Annotated in this window: 19 protein-coding genes, 1 tRNA gene and 2 pseudogenes; 4 read left to right on the forward strand and 18 right to left on the reverse strand. The window is 59.3% G+C overall.

The annotated features are described in order from the left end of the window. Positions 1-5: 5 nt before the first annotated feature. Both EK23_RS00165 and mobA read right to left on the reverse strand, forming a co-directional pair. A complete protein-coding gene (locus EK23_RS00165) occupies positions 6-719 on the reverse strand; it encodes a flagellar brake protein (RefSeq protein WP_158002418.1) in 714 nt (237 codons plus the stop codon). Positions 720-918: 199 nt separating this feature from the next. Next, positions 919-1,581 (reverse strand): molybdenum cofactor guanylyltransferase MobA, encoded by a 663-nt coding sequence (gene mobA / locus EK23_RS00170; RefSeq protein ID WP_235281859.1) that lies wholly within the window; start codon positions 1,579-1,581, stop codon positions 919-921. Between mobA and EK23_RS00175 the strand changes: the two genes are divergently transcribed. Continuing rightward, positions 1,573-2,031, forward strand: coding sequence for a DUF302 domain-containing protein (locus EK23_RS00175; RefSeq protein ID WP_082053826.1), 459 nt, complete (start codon positions 1,573-1,575; stop codon positions 2,029-2,031). The genes mobA and EK23_RS00175 overlap by 9 nt on opposite strands. Positions 2,032-2,313: 282 nt before the next feature. Here EK23_RS00175 and EK23_RS24515 read toward each other — a convergent pair whose 3' ends face one another. The 8 genes and pseudogenes from EK23_RS24515 to pcnB form a co-directional block, all read right to left on the reverse strand. Beyond that, complete coding sequence (locus tag EK23_RS24515) at positions 2,314-2,910, reverse strand: acyltransferase (RefSeq protein ID WP_052807739.1); 597 nt, start codon at positions 2,908-2,910, stop codon at positions 2,314-2,316. 197 nt (positions 2,911-3,107) lie between these two features. Beyond that, a pseudogene (locus tag EK23_RS23840) lies at positions 3,108-3,263 on the reverse strand (IS5/IS1182 family transposase); the annotation flags it as partial. Positions 3,264-3,405: 142 nt separating this feature from the next. Next, complete coding sequence (locus tag EK23_RS00185) at positions 3,406-3,783, reverse strand: 4a-hydroxytetrahydrobiopterin dehydratase (protein ID WP_045223283.1); 378 nt, start codon at positions 3,781-3,783, stop codon at positions 3,406-3,408. Positions 3,784-3,917: 134 nt separating this feature from the next. Then, a complete protein-coding gene (gene panD, locus EK23_RS00190) occupies positions 3,918-4,298 on the reverse strand; it encodes an aspartate 1-decarboxylase (protein ID WP_045223284.1) in 381 nt (126 codons plus the stop codon). 99 nt (positions 4,299-4,397) lie between these two features. Then, on the reverse strand, positions 4,398-5,255 hold the full coding sequence (gene panC / locus EK23_RS00195) for a pantoate--beta-alanine ligase (protein WP_045223285.1): 858 nt from the start codon (positions 5,253-5,255) through the stop codon (positions 4,398-4,400). A 14-nt stretch (positions 5,256-5,269) separates the two neighbouring features. Beyond that, entirely contained in the window at positions 5,270-6,076 is an 807-nt protein-coding gene (gene panB / locus EK23_RS00200) for a 3-methyl-2-oxobutanoate hydroxymethyltransferase (protein ID WP_082053827.1), read from the reverse strand. After that, entirely contained in the window at positions 6,069-6,575 is a 507-nt protein-coding gene (gene folK / locus EK23_RS00205; protein ID WP_045223286.1) for a 2-amino-4-hydroxy-6-hydroxymethyldihydropteridine diphosphokinase, read from the reverse strand. Before folK ends, panB begins: the two co-directional genes overlap by 8 nt. After that, on the reverse strand, positions 6,562-7,965 hold the full coding sequence (gene pcnB / locus EK23_RS00210; protein ID WP_052807741.1) for a polynucleotide adenylyltransferase PcnB: 1,404 nt from the start codon (positions 7,963-7,965) through the stop codon (positions 6,562-6,564). Before pcnB ends, folK begins: the two co-directional genes overlap by 14 nt. Before the next feature lie 207 nt (positions 7,966-8,172). On the opposite strand from pcnB, the gene EK23_RS00215 reads away from it, so the two are divergent. Continuing rightward, positions 8,173-8,248, forward strand: a tRNA-Glu gene (locus EK23_RS00215). Between the two features lie 104 nt (positions 8,249-8,352). Here the strand turns inward: EK23_RS00215 and EK23_RS00220 are convergent. Further along, entirely contained in the window at positions 8,353-10,386 is a 2,034-nt protein-coding gene (locus tag EK23_RS00220; RefSeq protein ID WP_082053828.1) for an alkaline phosphatase, read from the reverse strand. Positions 10,387-10,466: 80 nt separating this feature from the next. Further along, on the reverse strand, positions 10,467-11,003 hold the full coding sequence (locus EK23_RS00225) for a hypothetical protein (RefSeq protein ID WP_045223288.1): 537 nt from the start codon (positions 11,001-11,003) through the stop codon (positions 10,467-10,469). A gap of 403 nt (positions 11,004-11,406) precedes the next feature. Here EK23_RS00225 and EK23_RS00230 point away from each other — a divergent pair, with 403 nt between their 5' ends. Further along, positions 11,407-11,799, forward strand: coding sequence for a hypothetical protein (locus EK23_RS00230; protein ID WP_145998513.1), 393 nt, complete (start codon positions 11,407-11,409; stop codon positions 11,797-11,799). Positions 11,800-11,871: 72 nt separating this feature from the next. On the opposite strand, the pseudogene EK23_RS24915 reads toward EK23_RS00230, so the two are convergent. The 3 genes and pseudogenes from EK23_RS24915 to EK23_RS00245 form a co-directional block, all read right to left on the reverse strand. Further along, positions 11,872-13,164: pseudogene (locus tag EK23_RS24915) on the reverse strand (choice-of-anchor I family protein). A gap of 443 nt (positions 13,165-13,607) precedes the next feature. After that, a complete protein-coding gene (locus EK23_RS22965; RefSeq protein ID WP_235281861.1) occupies positions 13,608-13,757 on the reverse strand; it encodes a hypothetical protein in 150 nt (49 codons plus the stop codon). Positions 13,758-13,773: 16 nt separating this feature from the next. Continuing rightward, positions 13,774-14,883 (reverse strand): hypothetical protein, encoded by a 1,110-nt coding sequence (locus tag EK23_RS00245; protein ID WP_235281862.1) that lies wholly within the window; start codon positions 14,881-14,883, stop codon positions 13,774-13,776. Positions 14,884-15,197: 314 nt separating this feature from the next. Here EK23_RS00245 and EK23_RS00250 point away from each other — a divergent pair, with 314 nt between their 5' ends. Beyond that, positions 15,198-15,539 carry a hypothetical protein gene (locus EK23_RS00250; protein WP_045223290.1) on the forward strand — a complete coding sequence of 114 codons (342 nt, stop codon included), beginning with the start codon at positions 15,198-15,200 and terminating at the stop codon, positions 15,537-15,539. A gap of 482 nt (positions 15,540-16,021) precedes the next feature. Here the strand turns inward: EK23_RS00250 and EK23_RS00255 are convergent, their stop codons facing one another. The 3 genes from EK23_RS00255 to EK23_RS22280 all read right to left on the reverse strand — a co-directional run bounded on the left by EK23_RS00255 (position 16,022) and on the right by EK23_RS22280 (position 20,177). Further along, the gene (locus EK23_RS00255; RefSeq protein ID WP_045223291.1) at positions 16,022-16,861 is read right to left on the reverse strand and encodes a response regulator; all 840 of its coding nucleotides are present in this window, start codon (positions 16,859-16,861) and stop codon (positions 16,022-16,024) included. Between the two features lie 14 nt (positions 16,862-16,875). Then, entirely contained in the window at positions 16,876-18,672 is a 1,797-nt protein-coding gene (locus EK23_RS00260) for an enoyl-CoA hydratase-related protein (RefSeq protein ID WP_045223292.1), read from the reverse strand. Positions 18,673-18,941: 269 nt separating this feature from the next. Next, a complete protein-coding gene (locus EK23_RS22280; protein ID WP_235281896.1) occupies positions 18,942-20,177 on the reverse strand; it encodes an ATP-binding protein in 1,236 nt (411 codons plus the stop codon). Between the last annotated feature and the right edge of the window lie 365 nt (positions 20,178-20,542).

Raw genomic sequence — 20,542 nt, forward strand, 5'->3', positions numbered from 1 at the left:
GCCGCCTAGTCGCGAACGCGCTTTTCGGCTTCCTTGCGCTGCAGTTCGAGCTCGTAGACCAGCTTCTGCAACTGCACCTGGAAGTTACGGGTGAAGTCGGAAAAGGCAAAGCCCAGCCGCCAGGTCTCGCTGCGCCCTTCCATGCCCTTGATCTCGAAGATGTAGCGCAGGTCCAGGCCGAACATTTCATCCTTGATGCCAGTAGCCAGAATCGAGCAATTGGCGAAGTGGGTTCCTTTCTCCTTGTGCTCCCGAAACAGATTGGCCCGGTCGTGGATCGCCAAACCGCCCAGGCTTAAGTCCATCACTTCGAATTCACCGACCTTGTCTTCCGACATCGGGATCCGGCATTTCATCTGCCAGGACAGCGGCACGCTGACCCGGAAGAAGGTGCGCCGCTGCAGCCAGTACAAGGAATTGGGAATGGGCACCGCAAACACACTATGGCCGTCGAGCTTGGCTTCGCTGATGTCGGTGGCGCTGAAGCGGGCCTGCACGCCCTCGACTTGTGCATCGAAGGTCACAGATCGGGCATTGGTGATGGAGGCGTTCAGGCTGCCACTGTTGGTGGCATCGATGGCCAACAGACCCTTGTCCGGGATCACCTTGACGATGGTGGTCATGAAACCGGAGGTCTGGCCTCCCGGCGTTGCCGAGAGCAGGATCTTCTGCCGCTGCATGATCCGCAGCCGCTCGAGGATTTCCCCCCTGCCCGTCAATAAATACGAATCCTGGCTTTTTTGATGTTCCGACATGGATTGACGACCGAACGTCCTGGTTGATGCAACATATCCGATGCCACCGGCACCCTGACACCCTGCGTCGGCGGGCGTCTCGAAAGGCCGCGGCGGCATTTCCATACAGCCAAATGAACCAAGCTAATAATAACTCATCGGCGCGAAGATGAACCGGGCCGCCTCATGGGCCGGCTCCCGCCTCCAGGCGCGAAAGGTCTTCCTGTGAGTTGATGTTAGCGAGCCGTTCCGGGCAGTCGCGGAAATCCGCCAGGGCCAAGCGATGCCGGCGCAGCCAGGCTTGCACCTTGCGTTCGCCAGCACACAGGTATGCTTCCAGATCGGGGGCCAGGGAGACATCCAGCAGGGCAAAGACTGGATGAATGCGGCCACCATCATCGGCTACGCAGATTTCCGCGCCCTCCTTCGCCAGGGTCTCGCACAACCGCAGCAGATAGCGGGCTTCCAGCAGCGGCGCATCGCAGGGGACACTGAGCAGATACGGGGTCTGCGCCGCCTTCATCGCCGCGAGCAGGCCGGCCAGGGGCCCCCCGAAATCCGCGTTCGCATCGGTCACCACCGGGCAGCCAAAGCGCGAATACACATCGAGGTTGCGGTTGGCGCTGATCACGACCTGCCCCGCCACTTGCCTCAAGGCATCCACGGCATACTCCGCCATGGGCCGCCCTCGGAACGGGATCAAGCCCTTGTCTTCGCCGCCCATGCGCGAGCCGCGCCCGCCCGCCAGCACCACGCCGGTGATCTTTGCACGCTCCGGAATCATGATGCTACCCTTGAGCGCGCCGCTGCCCGGATGAATTCGCCCCGCCACCACGCCATGCACCATCGACGCCTACTGTTGCCGATTCTCTTCACCGTGGCCGCCTGTACAGCGCACCCGCCCAGGCCCGGTCCTGTCAATTACGAAAAAGCCACCGCGGCCAAACCCTACGACGATGTGCTGGCGGAACTGGAACTGGCCATCACCGAGCAGAATTTCCGCATCACCGGCCACAACCACATCGGCAGCGTCATCCGCAGCCGGGAGAACATCGCCTTCCCCGACTACGACACGCTGCAGTTCTGCAACCTGACCCTGGCCAAACAAATGCTGGAAATGTCGCCCGCCGCGGTGGCCCACATGCCGTGCAACGTGGCCGTGCGCTCGGAAAACGGCCAGGTGATCGTCACCACCCATCTGCTGCCCGAGGACTCGGACAATGAAAAGCTAAACGCCTTCTTCCGCGAGATGAACGGCAAGCTGCGCAAGATTGTCGACTTCGCGGTGGATCAATAGGCTTCTGATAGGCCGTTGAAATTCGAAAGGGTGCCTTCGTCTTTGAACCCACCCATGGATTCAATCAGGCGCTCTGGACAGCCTATTGACGTTGCATTTTCGATTCGCCAGAAACCCCATTGTCCGCGCCACCTGCAGCGTTATTGCAGGACCGGCTGATAACCACATTCTGCGACAACTTACTGGTGTTGGATTTCAGTAAATATTAAAAGGATCGCGATGTGTGGTACGTCGTCTCGAGAATTGTTATGGCACATCCCATGGGCTCAAAGCGGCGCTACTCTATCTGGTTTTGATAACCCGGGCAGGAACCCCCACCGCGACAGAGTAGTCTGGAATATCCCGAGTCACCACAGAACCTGCTCCGATCACACACCCGGTGCCGACGTTGGCCATGATGATGGCACCGGTACCAAGCCAAGTGTCGTCGCCAATGGAAATGTGTTCGTATTTACCCGGTTGGTGGTGCATCAGTTTGGTCTTATCGGCAAAGCCGTGGGTTATCCGTCCAGGTATGATTTGTACATTATCTGCAATCAGGCACATCCGTCCAATTTTACCGCCGCCAAAGTTGCAGTTGGCGCCCACATAGGTGCCTTCTCCAATTTCCACCGACCGCCGGCAGATGTGTACGCCTTGAGATAAGTACACCGGATTCTTTGAGAAGCCCGGCATAAACTTGGCGTAGAATTTCATTCGGATCCACATACCCCACAACCCCGGATAACGGGAAAGGTAGTAAGAGCATTCTTCAAAGTATTTATTCTCCTCACCGGCCAATCTATAAAGCCGGTAAATGATGCAAAACTTAAGAAGAATGAGGCGCTTTTTAATATTTATGTAAAGCGAAATAAAGTTCCAAAAAATGGATTTAATCATATATGCAAATTTGGTTACTGTTTACAAAAACGAGGAGCAAGAATCGACAATATAGCAACAACCAGAACTCTGCTGCCTCATTGATGTGCCCATCAAAATCAAGTTGACTTTACATATACTTTCCATGCAGGCAAATACGAAGCATCCACAAGATCTGACCCACCAAAATTGCTTAAAGTATAATCAGCCGTTTGTTACCTGCCTCGCTGACCTTTGGGATACACCGGCTCTATCAACGCCACTAGTTCAGCCCAAGGCGCCACGCGCTCCATTTCGACTAGAAACATCTCCCGGCGCGTTACGCGACTCTTGTACTGGAGGCCCAGGTCAAGAACACTGGTCAGCTTGATCATCGAATGGAGCGTCAGGATTTTAGGTGTGCAGACACTTTGCTGCGTTGCCCGTCACTTGATTAAATCAGCGTTTCCCCATCACGGAAGCTTTCCGTGTTTTTAGAATGGGCTCATTGCGCTAGAGCAGAAACAGGCCCTTCCCTTAGTCGTATTTGATGTACTTGAACCGCGGGTCGTCCGGCGTGCCTTCCAGCGCGCCGCCGCTTTCCGCCGCCGCGTTCCACTGAATCACCTCCTCGATCTTCCGGGCCAGGGTGAAATCCTTGTCGGTGATACCCTTGGCGCTATGGGTCACCAGCTTGACGATGACGAAGGCATAGGACACGGTGAGGTCCGGATGATGCCAGGCGGCCTCCGCCAGATGGCCCACGGTGTTCACCACCATCAACGTGCCTTTCCAGCCGCTCGTGCGGAACTTGCGGCGAATCCAGCCGTTCTCGTAGTACCAGTGAGGGAGTTCCGCCTGGAGTTTTTCCGCGATTTCAGTTTCGGAGTAAACACGTTCTTCTTTTCTGCTCATGGCCCTTCTCCAAACGAGACGTGGCATGTAGCATCCGGCGCGCCGCCGAAACTTGTCAAGCGCCGCGCCAAATCGCAGGCCCAAAAAAAGCGGCCTAAAGGCCGCTCAATATTCCTCAAAAGCAATCGCTTGGCTCAGGCAGCCTGAACCGGAATGGCGTGGCCGACGCGCTCGATCTGGTTCTTTTCGTTGACGTAGATGAGATTGGGCTGATAGTTCAGCAACTCGGCCTGGCTTAGCACTGCGTAGGCGCAGATAATGACGATGTCGTTGGGCGCCGCATGGCGGGCCGCCGCGCCGTTCACCGAGACGATGCCGGAGCCGTCCTGGGCGCGGATGGCATAGGTGATGAAGCGGGCGCCGTTGTTGACGTTGTAGATGTGGATCTGCTCATACTCCCTTATGCCCGCGCGGTCCAGCAGGACACCGTCTATCGCACAGGAGCCCTCGTATTCCAGCTCCGAATGCGTCACACGCGCCCTGTGCAACTTCGCTTTCAATAGGGTGGTCTGCATCAATATAACCTGTCAGGGCTGTGGGGAGGACGAATTATGCCGCAAGGCTTTGTTCCGGAGCAACCGGCCCCCTCTTGGCGAGGGTAAACGGTTTGTTCATCAAACCAAGCCCAATCCTAAGGAAATATTATCGATGAGACGGGCTTTCCCCAGGCGCGCCGCCACCAGCACGACCAGTTCAACATCGCCGGTATCAGGCATTTCCAGATCGCTGGCTCGGCGGATCGCCAGATAGTCCGGCGCAAATCCCGCCTCCCGCAATTCGTGCTCGCCCTGCGTCTCCAGCGCCGCATAGTCCCGCTGTCCGGCACGCAGTTGATCGGCAATCCGCAGTAGCAATTGGTGCAGGAAAGCCGCCCGCGTCTTTTCCTCGGGGCTGAGGTAGCCATTACGCGAACTCATGGCCAAGCCGCTGGGCTCGCGCACCGTGGGCACGCCGACGATCTCCACCGGCAGGTTGAGGTCGCGGGTCATGCGCCGGATCACCGCCAATTGCTGGAAGTCCTTCTCCCCGAACAGGGCCAGATCGGGCTGCACCATGTTGAACAGCTTGCACACGACGGTGGCGACCCCGCGGAAATGCCCGGGCCGAACCTTCCCGCACAGCCGGTCGGACAGCCCCGGCACCTCGACGAAGCTCATGCCCTGGCTGCCCCCCGGATACATTTCCTCGACCCTGGGCAGGAACAGCAGGTCCACCCCAGCCTCGCGCAGCTTGGCGGCATCCGCCTCCTCGGTTCGGGGGTAGTTCGCGAAGTCCTCGCCGGCACCGAACTGGGTGGGATTGACAAAGATGCTCACCACCACGCGCCGGGCCTGGCGTTTCGCCTCGGCGACCAGATGCAGATGGCCTTCGTGCAGGTTGCCCATGGTGGGCACCAAGGCGATGCGCTCCCCGCCCTGGCGCCACGCCCCTGTGGCCGCGCGCAAGGCGGCAATGGTTTCAACGGTCTGCATCAGGCGCGTTCGCCTCAGTAACTGTGCTCGGGCCCTGGAAACTGGCCCGCGCGGACCGCTTCCACATAGGCCGCCGCCGCGCCTTCGATGCTACCCGCGCCAGAAAGGAAGTCCTTGACGAAACGCGGACGCTTGCCGGCTCCCATGCCCAGCATGTCGTGCAGCACCAGCACCTGGCCATCGCAGTCGACGCCGGCGCCGATGCCGATGCAAGGAATCCTAAGTGCGCGGCTGATCTCACCGGCCAGGCGCGCCGGGATGCACTCCAGCACCAGCAGGCTGGCGCCCGCCTCCTGAAGACCCAGGGCGTCTTCCAGCAGGGCCTGGGCCGAAGCCTCGTCACCGGCCTGCATGTGATAGCCGCCGAGAGCATGGACGGATTGGGGCAGCAATCCCAGGTGGCCGCACACCGGCATGTTTTGGGACACCAGGAAGCGGACGATCTCGCAACGGCTGCGGCCGCCCTCCAGCTTGACCATGTTGACGCCCCCTTCGCGGAACAGGCGCGCGGCATTCTGCGCCGCCGCCTCCGCCGTCGGGTAGCTCATGAAAGGCAGGTCCGCGATGATGAACGCCCGGCTCGCGCCAGAGGCCACACAGCGGCTGTGATAAACCATTTCATCCAGGGTGACCGTCAGCGTGGTGCCGCCGCCCTTGACGACCATTCCAAGCGAGTCGCCCACCAGGATGACATCGACCCCGGCCCGGTCCAACGCGGCGGTAAAGCCGGCATCGTAGGCGGTCAGGACTGCGATCTTCTCGCCCGCCGCCTTCATCCGCAGCAGACGCGGCAGGGTGACCTTGCCCTGCGCGCTAGACACGGCCGATCACCCGGATGCCGCGGTCGGGACATTGCTTGAGCAGATCACCCAACGCGCCGTGACCCGGCACATTAAGCTGCGGCGGGGCAATTTCGGCCAAGGGATAGAGCACGAACTCGCGCTGGGCGAGACCCGGATGCGGCACGTTCAGGCGTGGCAGATCGATGTTCTGTTCGCCATACAGGAGTAGGTCCAGGTCCAGTGTGCGCGGGCCCCAGCGCTCGCCGCTACGCACCCGGCCCTGGGCCTGCTCGATGGCCTGGAGGGCGTCCAGCAGTTGCAGCGGCTCCAGGGTCGTGGAAACCGCCATGACGGCGTTCACGTAATCCGGCTGGTCCGAAGGCCCCATTGGGGCGCTGCGGTAGAGACTGGAGATGGACAACTCCCGAAGACCGGCCAGCGCAGCGATAGCCTTGCGCGCCGAACGGAGTTGGTCCTCGGGATGTTCCAGATTGCTGCCCAGCCCGATATAGGCCGTGACCGGCTCAGTCACCGGCATTCTGCGTAGCCCTGGGAGGCCTGGGGCCGCGGCGGCCGCGGGAGCGTGAGCGGCCGGAACGACGACCGCCGCCTTCGCGGGTCATGGCGCGCTGCTCGGCATCGTCCGCCCCCAGGAAACGCGTCCACCAATCCGCCAACTCCGGATCAGCCTCCCCGGTCGCCGCCCGCACCAGCAGAAAGTCGTAAGCGGCGCGGAAACGAGGGTGAGTGAGCAACTTGAAGGGTCTCACGCCCTTGATGCGCTCCAGCCTGGGCTGCAGCATCCATACCTCGCGCGCGGGCTGGCCCACGGCGCGAGGTATGGAGATATGTCGAAGCTGGCGGCCCATCACCTCGTTGGCCACTTCCTGATAGGCGAAGACATCGTTGTCGCCCTCCTCGATCCGTGCCTTTGCCGCCGCCCGCACAGGCTCCCACAGCAGCGCGGCGAACAGGAAGAACGGCGCGACACCCTTGTTTTCCTGAAGGCGCGCGTCGGTATTTTCCAGCGCCTTGGCCAGAAACGTCAGCGGGAATCCCTCAGGCTCCTGGGCCAGACAGGCTTCAGTTTCCGGGAACAGCGCGCCGAACAGGCGATAGTGCCTGAGCTGCTCGAAGGTCTGCACGGCATAGCCGCTCATCAGCAGCTTGAGCACCTCGTCATACAGACGCGCGGCCGGCACACCGGCCAGCAGGTGCGCGAGCCGGTGCAAGGGCTCGGCGCAGCTTTGATGGATGGTGAAACCCAGCTTCACCGAGAAGCGGATGGCGCGCAGCATGCGGACCGGATCTTCCCGATAGCGCTGCTCCGGATCGCCGATCAGCCGCAACACCCCGGCGCGGTGGTCCTCCATGCCGCCGACATAGTCCACCACGGAGAAGTCGCGGATGTTGTAATAAAGCGCATTGACGGTGAAATCGCGCCGCCAGGCATCCTCTTCAATGGTGCCGTAGACATTGTCGCGCAGGATGCGCCCGCCCGAACCGAGCACGCGATCGCCTTCGCCAATCTCCTCCGAACGCCCCCGGAAGGTGGCTACCTCTACGATCTCCGGGCCAAAGTGGACGTGGGCGAGACGGAAGCGACGGCCGATCAGCCGGCAGTTGCGGAACACGGCGCGCACCTGCTCGGGGTGAGCGTCGGTCACCACGTCAAAGTCCTTGGGCTCGTAACCGAGCAAAAGGTCGCGCACGCACCCCCCCACCAGATAGGCCTGAAAATCGGCTTTCCGCAGGCGATAGAGGACCTTCAGCGCATTTTCGCTGATGGAGTTGCGGGATATGGTGTGTTCCGAGCGGGAGTACACCCGGGGCCCCGAGCCTTGGGGTACCTCCAGCGCCTTTCCGGGCGTGGCAGGGGCGCGGTCTATCCGAAACAGCTTCTTGACGAAATCGAGGATAGGCAGAATTGGAAGCTTCTAATGTAAGGTTATAAAAAGAGAAGAATAGTAACCGAGTGTCGCGCCATCCTCAAATGCCGCTGATGCAGCCGCCCCGCCGGTAGCTAAAGACGAGAGCCGAAGGGCTGCCTGGACTGCGTTCAATCCCCTGAGCATCCATCCTGAAATTCGGGTTTTGCTTGAGTCCAAGCTGTAGTATCATTTGCCGGTCACAAGGTCCCCATCGTCTAGCGGCCTAGGACTCCGCCCTCTCACGGCGGCAACAGGGGTTCGAACCCCCTTGGGGACGCCAAATAAATCAAAGCCTTACCTACTGGTAAGGCTTTTTTGTTTTGATTTGGACAGGGAGAGGACAGGATCCCTCCTGTTAAGTCAATCGCTTTCCTCAGAGTAAATTCATCGGCAAGCAGTTCGCGCTGCTCCAGACGGATTGCCTGTGCCGCCGAGCACACCCTGCATGACAGAGAAAAATACGTCCGTATTGTCCATGGTGCCGCCGAACAGCGCGGCCCCCAGCCCGCAAGCCGACAGCGGAATGTCGTTGCCGGTATGCGCGGCGACCGGGTCGGCAATCTGCCCTGTAACCAGGAAGTTGCCGGCTGTGTCGCGGTTCAAGGGACCCGCCGGATAGGCGTTCAGCTGGGCCACATTATTACCAGGCTGCTGGCTGTCCCTCAGAGGCTGGCTATTGCTTCGCCAGTCTTCATAGCGATCGGCGTTGGCGGCATAGCCGATCAGCATCTTGCGGTCAGGGTCGGTGTCGGCCGGGTAACCATCAGCCGCTGGCGCATATTTGGGAAAGCCGGCTGCCTCGTAGGTACCGACGACTCCGGCACGGACCTGGGGCGCCCCCTGGCCGGTCGCTATGCGGGCCTGCAAGTCCGCGTCAGTGACACGCGAGCCGCCGATGACGGCTACGCCGGCACACTCATGATCGGCGGTGACCAACACCAGGGTGTCGGGATGCGACTTGGCGTACTTTTGAGCAACGGCCACGGCTTTGTCGAACTCGATGGTATCCAGGATGAAACGCTCGCTATCCATGTTATGCGCCTGCTTGTCGATGGAGGCGCCCTCTACCATCAGCACGAAGCCTTTCGGACTCTGGCGATCGAGCAATCTGAGCGCCTTGTTGGCCATTTCATCCAGCATAGGCTGGTCCGGAAAGCCGTAGTCGTCCACCACACTGGACGTACCCCGGCGCTTCCCTAACTTGTCGAGCGCCACGTTCATATTGGAAAGCGCGTAGAGCCCGAGCAAGGGCTGGCTTTCTGGCGCCGCCATCATGCCCGCCTTGTCGGGTGCATAGGACCAGCCGGCACCCTGAAACTCGGCTATCAGATCCCGGCCGGCGTCGAGTGCGCCGACCGAGACGTCCCAGGCTGCAGCCAGCTCCGCCGGCAGCACATAGTCGGTGCTGTCGCCGCGTGCCGAACCGTTGAAGCCGGTGGCGCTCCCGCAACCCTCCGCCGGGCAACTGGTAGGGCTGGGCAGGAACCATTTGCGGCCACCGCCCATCAGGACCGTCAGGCCCGTGGTGTCGCGATCGTCGAAGAACTGGTCGACGATGCCAGTGCCGGCTCCGCGATTCTGGGTATGAACCGCCATGGAGGCCGGCGTGGCATCAAAGACGTCGGCGGTGGTCACGATGCCAAGCTTCTTGCCCTGGGTCCGCGCCAGAAACTCCGCCATGTACTCGACTCTGGGGTTATCAAAGACCGCCGTAGTGTCGTCGGGCCAGACTCCTTCCTGATTGTTGGCGGACTTGTTGCCCGTCACATAGTTCTGCATGCCGGGCGCCGAGTCCGTGACGATGGAGTTGAGGGATGCCGTCATGATGTTGGCGGTGACCGGAAAGGTATCCATCGCTAGGCGGTTAAGCGCCTTTCCCTGGCTTACGCCGTTCTGCGTGATGCGTGCGGCCGTTCGGTGGCCGGAGCCCATGCCGTCGCCCAGCATGATGATCACGTTCTTGATTTTGCGTCCGCCCCGGTCGATATCGACAATTTCGAAATTGCCGTCACGACCCACCACCGCACCATTGCTCTGCACCGCCTCGACGGTGAGCGTGTGCACGCCGGGCTTGCTGTAGGAGAAGGCGCGCAACGATGCCACCGCCGTGCCAGCCGGCAAACCGGCCACCAGGCCACTGCTGACCAGGCTGACGCTTCCCGACACGGGCCGGCCGTCCACCAGGAAGCGCACCGACTGGATGCTCTGCCCCGCATCGGGCTGCGCCGTCGCCTGCAGGTCGAAGCGCTGACCGGCGACGAAACGGGAGATGACCGGGCTTGGACTGCCGCTGGCGAACAACTCGCTGGGCGGTGTCAGGCGCGAAACCGTCAAGGCCTGCGCCTGTGAACCCGCGACCGTGAAAACGGCCAGCGCCGCCCAGGCCAGTCCGGCGGACTTTATATTCCTAGTTTTCATGAGGCTACTCCGCAAAAGAGTGGTTCGTTGTTTTTGGTTCGGCGTGATCAATTCCAATTAGGGTGACCTATTGCGCAGGCTCAATGATGATAATGTCCGACGCTGGCGGTGCCCGATTCAAGGAACTGCGGGACCTCACCTTCTGGCGCCAGAATGACCTCCGTGTCGTCTGGAATCAGGCGGACGTAGGAGACTCGTTCATTGGCCTCGTGCTTGGCGCCCAGTTCCAGCGTGCCGGTGACGGTCCAGATGCCGGGGCGGTAGGCGGCGATCTTGGCCTCGGCCGGTTTTGGCAAGTGGACGAACAAGGTGGCCGGCGGCAAAAAGTCCGAAGGCCCATCAGCCAGTTCCGCCATGCTCACCGGCCTGGGAGTCAGCATGAACAAGCCGGGGACAGGGTCCTCTTCCATGACCATGTAACCCTTGATTTGTGCGCGCTTGCCTTTCATGGCGAGCAATTCAGGAGTTGGCTCCAGGCCTTTGGGACCTACCGGGCGCTTGAAGAAGTCAGCCAGGTTAAAATCGGGCGCAGGCTCCGGTAATGACGAAGGACTATGGGCACAGCCCGCCGTGAAAAGCAGGACTGGCGCCAGAAACATAAAAGCTGAAACGCGCATGGCAGATCGGGACAAGCAAGTTGAGCACAGTTAAGAAAGCCAAAGACCGTTTAGCTTCTGTCCCGGCTGTACGGCGGGAGACTATGCCTCGCCGATATGACGGTTTCATGTCGCAGCGCAGAGAAATCCGAGGGCAAGGAAGAATCGGCACGACGAATTTCTGAGGGAAGACAAGAAAGTTGGAAGGGCTGGCGACTCTCGTAAAACGGTATAAACTGTTTATACCAACGGAACCGCCGATTTATTCGCGGTTCACCTAGTGCAGGGATACACTGCCAAAATCTTTGACTGCAAGTCACTGATTTTTTGAGTGACCAGAAAACTGCGTTTTGCGGTGACGAGCGCCGAGAAATCCAGGATGGATTTGTTCCGCGTTTCCCTAATTCGATGATTGGAGCGATTCATGGCAAAAACAAGAACCACAGCCGTTGTTGCAAGCAAAACCGTGCAAAAGGCACCTCCGGCCGTCCAGTCCGAAGCGGTCGCTGAAGCCCCGACCATCCAGACCGAAAGCACAAAGAAGCCCGTCAAAGTCGCCAAAGCGGCTCTCAAGCCCGAGAAAACGGAAAGCAAGAAGGAAAAGCTTATCCGGGACAGTTTCACCCTGCCCGAGTCGGATTACGCGGCCATCAAGCAGTTGAAAGAACGCTGTCTGGCGGCGGGAATCGAGGTGAAAAAAAGCGAGATCGTACGCGTGGCCCTGAATATTCTGGCCAAGCAAACCGACCAGAAGCTGATCAGCGCCGTGAAGGCGCTTCCCCGGATCAAGACCGGCAGACCCAAGAAGGCGCGTTGAGCTGAAATCGGGAAACGGCCGGCCCGATTCGGCCGAGAGCGGCGGAATCGGGCCGAACCTTGATCGACGCTATTATTTCAGCCCAATCTTGTACAGCGTCGTGGTATGTGAGGCTTCGTGCGCTACCGCCAGGTAGGTATCCTCCTTAACCCGAAACGCCTTGAGGCCCTCTGGCGCGGCATCGCCGGGGTGAGTCATCAGGTCGAGGAACTGCGCATGTTCCGGGTCTGTTACGTCGAACAGGGCGATCGCTGCCGTGGTGGCGCGCTCCAGGCCAACAAAGGCAATCCAGCGCGATCCCAGCTTGGCGATCGCTAAGCCCTCAGGCTCACCGCCCTTGTTGTCGCTGCGACTGTCGTCATACAAGCCCGCTGCATGAGCTTTCACATCCAGCAGGTTGCCACTGTCGAAGACGATCTTTCCGCATGAATCACGGATACTGATGGAACGCCCTCCGAAAGCCACGAGGTCTGTCGCCGTGCTGTCCAGGGTGCTGATGGTCAGACGGCCGATGTTTCCCGCAACGCCCAGCGTGCTGGCGCGTGCTTCGTCGCTCCCATCCGAGCGCGCGTCCCCCTCGTTGGCATAGATGTAGTATTGGCGTCCCAAGGTCTTTTAGGCCAACACGCTGTCCGGCTGATAAAGGCCTTTCACCGTGAGGCCGGCGGGCGGCGCTGCGAAGGCTACCACCCCAGCGGGCCGATCCGTCAGGTCCGACAGATTCTCTGGCAGAGAAAAATCCTTCAGCCCCAGACTCCTGATCTGCGTGAAGCGCCCCCGTTTGATATCCAGGGTGGCCACGGCGTTGTTCTCCTGCAAGGTCACCATGGCCGTCTCATCGGAAGCATCGATCGCGATGAATTCCGGCTCGATATCCAGGTTTGCCATCACGCCCGGCGTGATGCGCACACCGCGGTCACGCAAGGCTTGCGTCCCCGCCGCATCGGCCGGAAACGTGGCGGTGGATTCCAGCCAGGCCTGGCCGCGGCGGATTCGGATGACGGAAACGGAACCTTCCGCATCCACCCCGGCATTCGTGGCGCCATTGCCGCGCTCGCCCTCGTTCGCCACCAGGAGGCGTTCACCATCGGAGGTGAACGCCAGCATGTCGGGGTTGGCCCCCACACTGACGCTGCCCACCAAGGTACGTGTCGCCACATCGTAAAACTGCACCACGCCAGGGTCGGTGTTGACGGCGTCGGCGATGGCCACGGCAGCCAGGTTGCCGTATAAGGCCACGGAATTCACTGTGCCAATTCCGCTCAGGTCGATGCGCGCTCGACTGGCACCGTCCCAGCCCAGGATTTCGAGGCCGGACCCGCCAATCACCCAAAATTCGCGGCGCTTCTCGTCAAAGGCGGGAATTTCCGACGACTGCCCGGTGCCGGCGTTGTCGTGGCCGTATGTCCAAACATGAGACCACTAAACCTCGGGGCCAGCGGCAGAGGCCTGGCCTACGGCAAGCGCAAGACCCAGCGTCAAAAGGCATGACTTATACATGCGTGTACTCTCAATAGTGTCTGAAGGGAAGGTGCAAGCTGCTTTCGGCCAAAGTCCTGCCGAAGCCTGCAAAGACACCCACCGACGGTTGACCGCAAGCAGCCTGTCAAAACCCGCTTCGGCTGCGCCCGGCAAATTGAGCCCGGGGCGCCGCAGACAGACTCGTAAGGATATGATTTATTTGTGACAGAACCGTTGCAGAACGATGACAGACCGCCCCGCTGGACGATTCAGGTCGCTGTGACTTCAGGCCACTAAGGAACTCCCTCGCCTTGAGGCGAGGGAGCTTTGGACAACGCGGTAGACGCTTACAAGCCCTTGCAGTTGGCGTAGTAGGTGACCGTCGCCGGCCAGTCAGAAAAGATGCCGCGGATGCCCACGTCTTCAGCCAGTACGTCGAGCACACGCATCATGTCACCGTCCCGCGTGATGGCGGCTAGGACCATCCTCAGTACCATGCGGCTGCAGCGCCGCCTAGGGGGCTGGAACAGCGAAGCGGTTAGACGGCACGATTTGCGGCTGATAGGCGAACACGTCGCGACTGCGAGAATCTACCAGCACCTTCAGCCACTGCACATCGTTAGTGCCATTGCCTTGGTTGTCGCCGAAGGTCTCCACCCGGGTGAAGTTCTCCAGGCGCTTGCCTTGGACGTCCAGTAACGGCTTGTCCACCCGGAAATAGTGCGAATCGCCATGGACGTAGGAAACTGGTTTGCGGAAGGCGATCACTTCCTCGCGCAGGGCCAGCAGGAATTCCTGGAAGCCGTCGGGAAAACCATCGGTTTCAGCCAGAGTCTTCGGATCGCGCCGCGGCGCGCGAGTCGGATCACTTTGATCCCAACCTGGGTTGGCTTGGGAAATGAGCATGACGGCGGCAGCCTTCTTGGCCCTGGCCTGTGCGAAAGTCTCGCGCAACCATTCGATGTTGGCGGCATTGCGCGCCGCGTACTCAACCGGATCGGGCGCGACGTCGCACAAGTTGTTGCACGACCCCTGGACATTGAGAGTCGCATAGACCACGCGTCCTAAGGTCCAGCGGCGGTTCTCCACGCAGGGCACAAACGCGCCAGAGGCGTCGATGCACTTTCCGGATGTCTGAACCTCCTGCCTGACCTTGCGCTGCCCCAAGGAGAAAGGCGTGCTAAAGAACAGCTGACGCTCCTTGTCCAGTTGTGCCAGGGAATTGTAAGCGGGATTGCGGTCGCAGTCCGTCCAGTCGTTGTCGCCGGGCGTGAACATGGCCGGCGCCTTCAACGCATTGAAATAGCCCAGGGCCGTCGTATACACCGTATCGGTGCACTCCGATCCACCGGACTTCAGGTCCCCGTCGTGCACGCTGAAGGCCAGGCGCTGAGCGTTCATGTCCTCTACCAGATTGGCCACACCGGCGGCCTGCACTGCGGAATACGGGAGATCGCCCCACAGCCCGATGGCATAAGGGTCGCTGTCGCTGGCAGCAGCTACGGAAGCAACCGCAAAGATTGCCAGCGAGGAAACTGCCAGCGCCAGCAGGCCGGCAGGGTGCGCACGCTTGCAATCAGAGCCGGAGCGAGCCCGGCCTGGTACGTTCGTTTCATGCTTCATGACGGTTAATTCGCCTCACTTGGTTTGGGTGAAAACCCTGCGGCGAGGTGCGTGCCTTGGTTGATCAGCTCAGACACAGCCCGATGGCAGGACGGACGGCGAAGTTAACAGCGGTGGATTACGGTGCGATGACGGCAATGAACGAGGAATGGCACGCCTCGATTTCCGGGACTTCCTGCGAGCCAATTCACCTTATCGTAATGGGATTTTCAACAAGCCGTCATGCGGAGGGTTTATACGGTTAACCGGACACAGGCTTGCGCTCGGCGGCCGAAGTCACTTCTGACCCTGTAGTTTTCAATCAGACCCCGAACATGACGAACATAACGACTCAATTCGACAAGCGGCGCGAAGGCATGGTGATTTTGATCCAGGCCGCGCCAGGCCAAGGCGTCGGTGGCGTCAGCCGACACATAGAAATCGGCGATACCGTGCGGCTATTCATGCACCGGAGGCCGGTACTGGCCGAAGTGACCGGATTTTCCGAGGGCGGCTACACCGGGTGTCTCTGCTCCAAGGATGTCGATCCCCCACTCCGTGTCGGACAGGTGGTGTGTTTCGATGAAATCAATGTGGACGCCGTATTCAAAAAAAATTCAAACGCCCCAAACGAACGGACCTTCGAGACCATCGCGCAGGAAGCCAACCCTGCCTGAACGGAAACGCTGACCGGGAATTGCTCACGAAGCTCCGGGGTCATCTACACCCTGAAATGTCCAGGCATTGCTAAAAGGAACCACAGACCTGCGACCTTCCTCCCCGACGTCACCAAACTGCAAAGCTCCAGTCATACCCCTGTCGTAATAGCGGAGCAGATTAGAACGAATGCCGACGACCACGACGAACGCGATCGCATGAAGGCCTTGTTTATCTGCGGTTCCGTGAACCAAACCCGGATGATGTATCAGATATCCCTTTTGACGGGGTCGCCCATCGCTCCGAAAGTCGGGACGTTCCCGCAAGGATGCGGGAGTGAACGGCCTTTCCTGCGTGATGGCTTGCAGCCGCAAGGGTGGGTGAATTCCCCGCAGCCCGATGATTGAAACTCTGACCATGGCTTACTGGCGGCGTGACACTGAAGCGGCGCCATCAACGCCACTGGCCGTCTGAATCAAATTCCGGTGGGATGCTCGCGGGCTTACGCACTGCCGTGCCAGGCCACCGCCAGAGCGGCCACAAAACTGTGCAGCAACTGAATGATCGCATCGGTCGGCGCAAACCGGCTCTTGAACACGAATTCGGTCTGCGGTTGGTTTGGCTTGGCATGCACCTGGATGAGGTGAAGTTCCTTGCTGATGCACACGTAGCGATCGCCAAACGGATTCAGCGGCACGCCCTCCTGTGCGTTGAGGGCCGCCAATTCCTTCAAACCCTGCTCCGCGTCGACCTCGTCCGCGAACAAGGGTTTGCCATCGATGAACAGCCAGCGCGGCGTCGATGACAGGCTGCCGCTCATGCCCCCGACCGATTCCACCGCCTGGAGGATCTTCGCCCGGGACTTCTCAGCAGCAACCAACCGGCCGAGCAGGTCGACGGTGGACTGTGCCATACCAAAGCTCAGGTATTGGCGCACACCGCTCTTGACCAGCGAATACAGCTTGTCCTGGGTCGCTTCCGTCTTGTTGAAATAGCCGTTGATATCATATTTGTCGATGACATCGCGTTCGGGCGCAATACCCGGCTGACCGGTCCGGATGACGATCTGGGTCAGTTTATTACCCAATCCATTACGAATATATTCACACAGCTCAAGACCCGCGTGATCGGTTTCCATGACCACGTCGAGTATCGCGATGGCCAGGGAATTGGCAACCTCGGGATCGTCGTTGAGCAAGGCGACTGCTTCCCCGCGGCTTTTCGCGGTAAATAGTTTCAAGGGCAAGCCATAAACCTCAAACCGCTTCATGGATAACTGCGAGACCGCGAGAACATCCGGTTCATCGTCTACGATGAGTACTGGCCAGTATTCAAAGAACATGTGCGGGTCTCCGGTCAATAGGCTAGGGGTTGGCGCAACTCGCTCAAGCGAGCGAAGTCCAGTTTGAGGTGTTGGGCCAGATAACACGCCGTCTCTTTTGGCCTTATCTTGTGCACGAAGTTATAGCGCGCCTCATGATAATTAACATCTCCCCCATAAAATTGACCGGCAAAGTTAGCCCGCATGTGCTGCAACTCCGCGGCACGATAGGATTCTAGGGGCTTGATCGCCTCGTCGTGCGCGCGTTGCGCCCGCTTCTTCTCCAGTAGTTCCTGATAATCGGAGCTGGCGGCCAAGGCCTCGGCCATTTTTCGCACTTCGGCCTGATAGGCGCCTGTCTCTTCGGGCAGGACTTCGTCGACCAGCCCGATGGCCTTGGCCTTCTTCATGCCCAGGGGCAAGGGTGTTTCGGTGAGTTCCAGGGCCCGGCCCGGCCCGACGCGCTTTGGCAGTAGATACGTCCAATACTCCGATCCGTAAAGTCCCATGGTCTTGTAATGCGGATTCAGGATCACACCCTTGCGTGCCCAGACCTGATCCGCGGCCAGGGTCATCATGACGCCTCCGGCACCGGCGGAACCGGCAATGGCAGATACGGTCAGCAGGGAATCCGTCGTGATGATCTCCCGGACGACATCGTCAATGGCATTGATATTGCGCCAGGATTCGCGGGCCGGATCGTCGGCCGCTTCGATCCAGTTCAGATGGATGCCATTGGACCAGAAATCGGTGCCGCCCATGAGCACCAGAACCTTGATGTCCCTGCTGCGCACGGCCAGATACGCTTGCTGCAGGCGTTGACACTGCTCCGTGCCCATCGCGCCATTGTGAAAATTGAAATGTAGATAGCCGACCTTGTTACTCTCCTCATACCAGATTTCACAGTAGGTTTGCTCCTTGCCCATATAAGGCAGGTCTATCGGTGATTCCTTGATCACCGCGAGTTTGTCGCCCAATAACATGGCGGCGGGCAGCTTGAAGGTAGGCGTCTTCCTGCTCTGTATCAGACGCTTTAGGAAGGGCTGCTTTTCCGGGGTATCGCGCTTGCGCAGATGGGATATCCAGACGGCGCCATCGACGGCCGCGCGGCAAATAGCACCGTGCCGCTGGGCGATCACCTCACCGGGTCGGCGACCCCGCAAGACATCCTCGGCATGGGCACCGTAGAGAAAGTATTCTTCGCCGTAGAGCATATCCAGCACGCCGGGCGCGCTGTCGGCGGCATTGATCTTGCGGATGATGGTCGCGACGGTATCCGTGGACCAGTCGATGGCCCGTACATCCTGCTTCATCAGCGGACGCAATTCGCCGCGAACGTCTTCCCGCGAGTAGTCCAGCGGCTCCGGCGTATAGGCCTTGCTGGCGAAGCGATCTATCGTGGTCAGGATGGCCTGTACCGCAGCCCTCGTCACTTCACGCCGATAAAGACTGGCCTTTGTTGCTTCGCGCATGGGGAAGTTGAGGGTGCTCCAGATATCCCCCGCGTCCATTTCCTCGACCGCCTTCAGAGCCGTCACTCCCCATTCCGATTCTTGCCGCATGATGGCCCAGTCCAGGGACGATGGCCCACGATCGCCCATGATGCCCGGATGCAAAATGATGCATAAGTGCTCGCGCCAAACGTCTTCGGGCAGTTTTTCCTTGAGGAAGGGGCAAATGATGAGATCGGGCTGAAACAGCGCGATGGCCTTGCGGACAGCGTCATCCCCGAGGGACAGGGTGATGGAAACCTCATACCCCCGATCGACTAACTCCACGTGGACACGTTGGCACAGACCATTGTAGGCCGACGCGATTAACAGGATGCGCATAAGCTTTCTCCCCTTTCAATTCTAATTTTTCTTTGTCCATTAAGATTTTTATACAGCTCGCAAACGCGGACCGCATGCCCCATCGCGATGGGTCAAATCGTTTCCACTAATGAAGTGCTGCTGGGCATCAGCTTCATGACAGGGGCTGGAGTATGGACTGTTAGCATATCCAAAACAACTCCATCGCTATCGACTCGAATCCATAGGTAGGTGCCCGGTGCAAGCTGCAGGCTAAATAGTCGTCTCGAAACCCCTTTCCAGTAAATTATTCAAACTTCTGCATGGCTGGCCACACACCGTGGCAATGTCATTCTCACGGTCGTGCCCTCGCCGGGTTGCGAGTCGATGGTGATGCCCCCCCCCAGGGATTCGGTTACAAGATTCTTTACAATTGATAAACCCAAGCCAGTGCCGCCTTGGTGCCTGCCGGTGGTAAAAAATGGTTCAAAGATTTGAGAAAGATGGTTGGGATCTATCCCCTGACCATAATCACGGACGATGACAGAAAACGTATCGCCGTCACTCGAACCGTTCAATATGATTTCGACAGGACCCGGCTTTCCCGAGGGATATGCATAACGCTCGACATTCGTCAACAAATTGAGCACGATCTGGCTCAAGATCGCTGGATACCCGACCCAGTCCGACATCCCGGCGCCTAGCCGGTCTTCAAGTGCAATTTGCAGTTGCTTGCTGCGCCCTTTCAAACTAAAAAGCTCGACAGTATCTTCCACGAGTTTCCGTAGCGATACCTTCTCGCGAACATCGCGCGCCTGTGCCACGGAGAGCGATTTGAAGGTGGTTATCAGCCGGCTGGCCCGCTCTATATTGGTCAGGATGAGTTGGCTTGCATCTCGCAAGTCTTCGATAGCCGATTTGTCGAGAACAGGAGGCGCGCCGGGAGCATGCAATATCTCGCCAATCAAGCTCGCCGCCTGATTGGCGATCCCCAGCGGCGTATTGATCTCATGAGCCACTCCCGCCACCAATTGAGACATGGCGCGACGCCGAGCCGCCTCTTGTTCCGCACGTATGTGCTCTTTCTCAAGTTCGGTTTCCAAAATCTGCTCGGTATCGTACCGGATCTTGGTGACCAAGCGGCGAAGCATCACGGTCAGCATTGCGGGACTGCTGCCGAGCAAAAGCAAAAATACTTCCTGAGGGACCAGAAACAAACGGCATGGGCTTATGCAGGTCGCCGTGGCGGAGCGTGGATTTCCATCCAGCAGAGCGAGTTCACCGAAGGTATCACCGGCGTGGAACACGGTTATTTCGCGGTCGATTTCGGTATTGCCTTTGGCATGCACGCGGATATCCCCGGCAAGGATACAATACCAATGATCTCCACTATCGCCTTCACGAAAAAGCACAGTCCCGGAGGGGGTAGCTTGATGCTTTCCGCCTCGTGCAACTTCCCCCAATATATTCGTTGGAATTTCCCGTAAAACTGGTATGCACTGCTGAAGTTCAGCAGCGATATCCTGCTCTGATCTAGGGGTGCTCACCTGATTCAAGCGATACCTCCCGCCCTTGATTTATAGATTTCTTGTTATTTTTGGCCGGCGGCGGCGCCATACCGGATGATGGTACCAAGTCATACCAGCGCCGTCATTCAATTCCGATACTGCGACGGCATGAACGCCATGGGGCTGAATGGGAGCGGGTCATTCCTGGATGCAGCCAAGGTGGCTGTGCCCATCGAATGGAATTGCCCTTGAGCCCTCTCAAGTTGTGGTGGTATTCGGCTGGCGTGTCAGCCGGCTTTCACGGGGTCAGTGAACTTTTCTCGCGCCATCCGCATCAGACAGAGTGAAAGCAAGACTAAAGCCATAAATCTGCGGGATAGGAGGATGGCCGTGGCCAGTGAGTT

The organism is Methyloterricola oryzae (assembly GCF_000934725.1).
GTDB lineage: Bacteria > Pseudomonadota > Gammaproteobacteria > Methylococcales > Methylococcaceae > Methyloterricola > Methyloterricola oryzae.

Coding starts and splice junctions, on each gene's coding strand:
- EK23_RS22965 (WP_235281861.1), bottom strand. CDS start 13,757: ATGGTACTGAGGATGGTCCTAGCCGCCATCACGCGGGACGGTGACATG.
- folK (WP_045223286.1), bottom strand. CDS start 6,575: ATGCCGGTGACTGAGCCGGTCACGGCCTATATCGGGCTGGGCAGCAAT.
- EK23_RS00230 (WP_145998513.1), top strand. CDS start 11,407: ATGGCAAAAACAAGAACCACAGCCGTTGTTGCAAGCAAAACCGTGCAA.
- EK23_RS00255 (WP_045223291.1), bottom strand. CDS start 16,861: ATGTTCTTTGAATACTGGCCAGTACTCATCGTAGACGATGAACCGGAT.
- EK23_RS00175 (WP_082053826.1), top strand. CDS start 1,573: ATGCACCATCGACGCCTACTGTTGCCGATTCTCTTCACCGTGGCCGCC.
- EK23_RS00220 (WP_082053828.1), bottom strand. CDS start 10,386: ATGAAAACTAGGAATATAAAGTCCGCCGGACTGGCCTGGGCGGCGCTG.
- EK23_RS24515 (WP_052807739.1), bottom strand. CDS start 2,910: ATGATTAAATCCATTTTTTGGAACTTTATTTCGCTTTACATAAATATT.
- mobA (WP_235281859.1), bottom strand. CDS start 1,581: ATGGTGCATGGCGTGGTGGCGGGGCGAATTCATCCGGGCAGCGGCGCG.
- panD (WP_045223284.1), bottom strand. CDS start 4,298: ATGCAGACCACCCTATTGAAAGCGAAGTTGCACAGGGCGCGTGTGACG.
- EK23_RS00245 (WP_235281862.1), bottom strand. CDS start 14,883: ATGAAGCATGAAACGAACGTACCAGGCCGGGCTCGCTCCGGCTCTGAT.
- EK23_RS00260 (WP_045223292.1), bottom strand. CDS start 18,672: ATGCGCATCCTGTTAATCGCGTCGGCCTACAATGGTCTGTGCCAACGT.
- EK23_RS00225 (WP_045223288.1), bottom strand. CDS start 11,003: ATGCGCGTTTCAGCTTTTATGTTTCTGGCGCCAGTCCTGCTTTTCACG.
- panC (WP_045223285.1), bottom strand. CDS start 5,255: ATGCAGACCGTTGAAACCATTGCCGCCTTGCGCGCGGCCACAGGGGCG.
- EK23_RS00185 (WP_045223283.1), bottom strand. CDS start 3,783: ATGAGCAGAAAAGAAGAACGTGTTTACTCCGAAACTGAAATCGCGGAA.
- EK23_RS00250 (WP_045223290.1), top strand. CDS start 15,198: ATGACGAACATAACGACTCAATTCGACAAGCGGCGCGAAGGCATGGTG.